The following is a 246-nucleotide window of genomic DNA, read 5'->3' as shown; positions in this document are numbered from 1 at the left end:
TTCCGCAAGGAAGTAAGATCCCTGAAAGATGATCAGGTTGATAGGTCTGAGGTGGAAGTGTGGCGACACATGGAGCTGACAGATACTAATCGATCGAGGACTTAACCACATTTTGAATGATGTCACACCTGTTATCTAGTTTTGAGAGAACACTCTCAATTTGTTTGGTGGCGAAAGAGAAGAGGTCACACCCGTTCCCATGCCGAACACGGAAGTTAAGCTCTTCAGCGCCGATGGTAGTCGGGG

At 47.6% G+C, this 246-nt stretch carries 2 rRNA genes; both read left to right on the top strand.

What is annotated here, in order from left to right:
* Window positions 1-109, top strand: a 23S ribosomal RNA gene (locus tag Q3W56_RS20890); the annotation flags it as partial.
* A 54-nt stretch (window positions 110-163) separates the two neighbouring features.
* A 5S ribosomal RNA gene (gene rrf, locus Q3W56_RS20885) occupies window positions 164-246 on the top strand; the annotation flags it as partial.

Origin of the sequence: Bacillus sp. C28GYM-DRY-1, assembly GCF_030519405.1 — a bacterium.
Lineage (GTDB): Bacteria > Bacillota > Bacilli > Bacillales > Bacillaceae > Bacillus > Bacillus spizizenii_A.
Note: the sequence above shows the minus strand (reverse complement) of the source record. Positions and strands in the feature narration are given on the sequence as shown.